At 48.4% G+C, this 213-nt stretch carries 1 tRNA gene; it reads right to left on the reverse strand.

Going from position 1 to position 213, the window contains the following annotated elements:
• Positions 1–58 (reverse strand) — tRNA-Asn (locus CI595_RS25840).
• Between the last annotated feature and the right edge of the window lie 155 nt (positions 59–213).

A 213-nucleotide genomic window follows, 5' to 3' on the forward strand; every position in this document is an offset into this window, starting at 1 on the left:
TGTTGGACTCGAACCAACGACACTGCGGTTAACAGCCGCATGCTCTACCGACTGAGCTAAGGAGGAATAGATACACTGATACACCGTACCTTCAAAACCGCATATACAAAACACAAAAACCTTTTTTTCTTACCCGCCGTTCGCACTTCCGTGCTTAGGTCAAGCCCTCGACCGATTAGTAGCAGTCAGCTCCATACATTGCTGCACTTCCAC

Source organism: Blautia hominis (assembly GCA_002270465.1).
GTDB lineage: Bacteria > Bacillota > Clostridia > Lachnospirales > Lachnospiraceae > Blautia > Blautia hominis.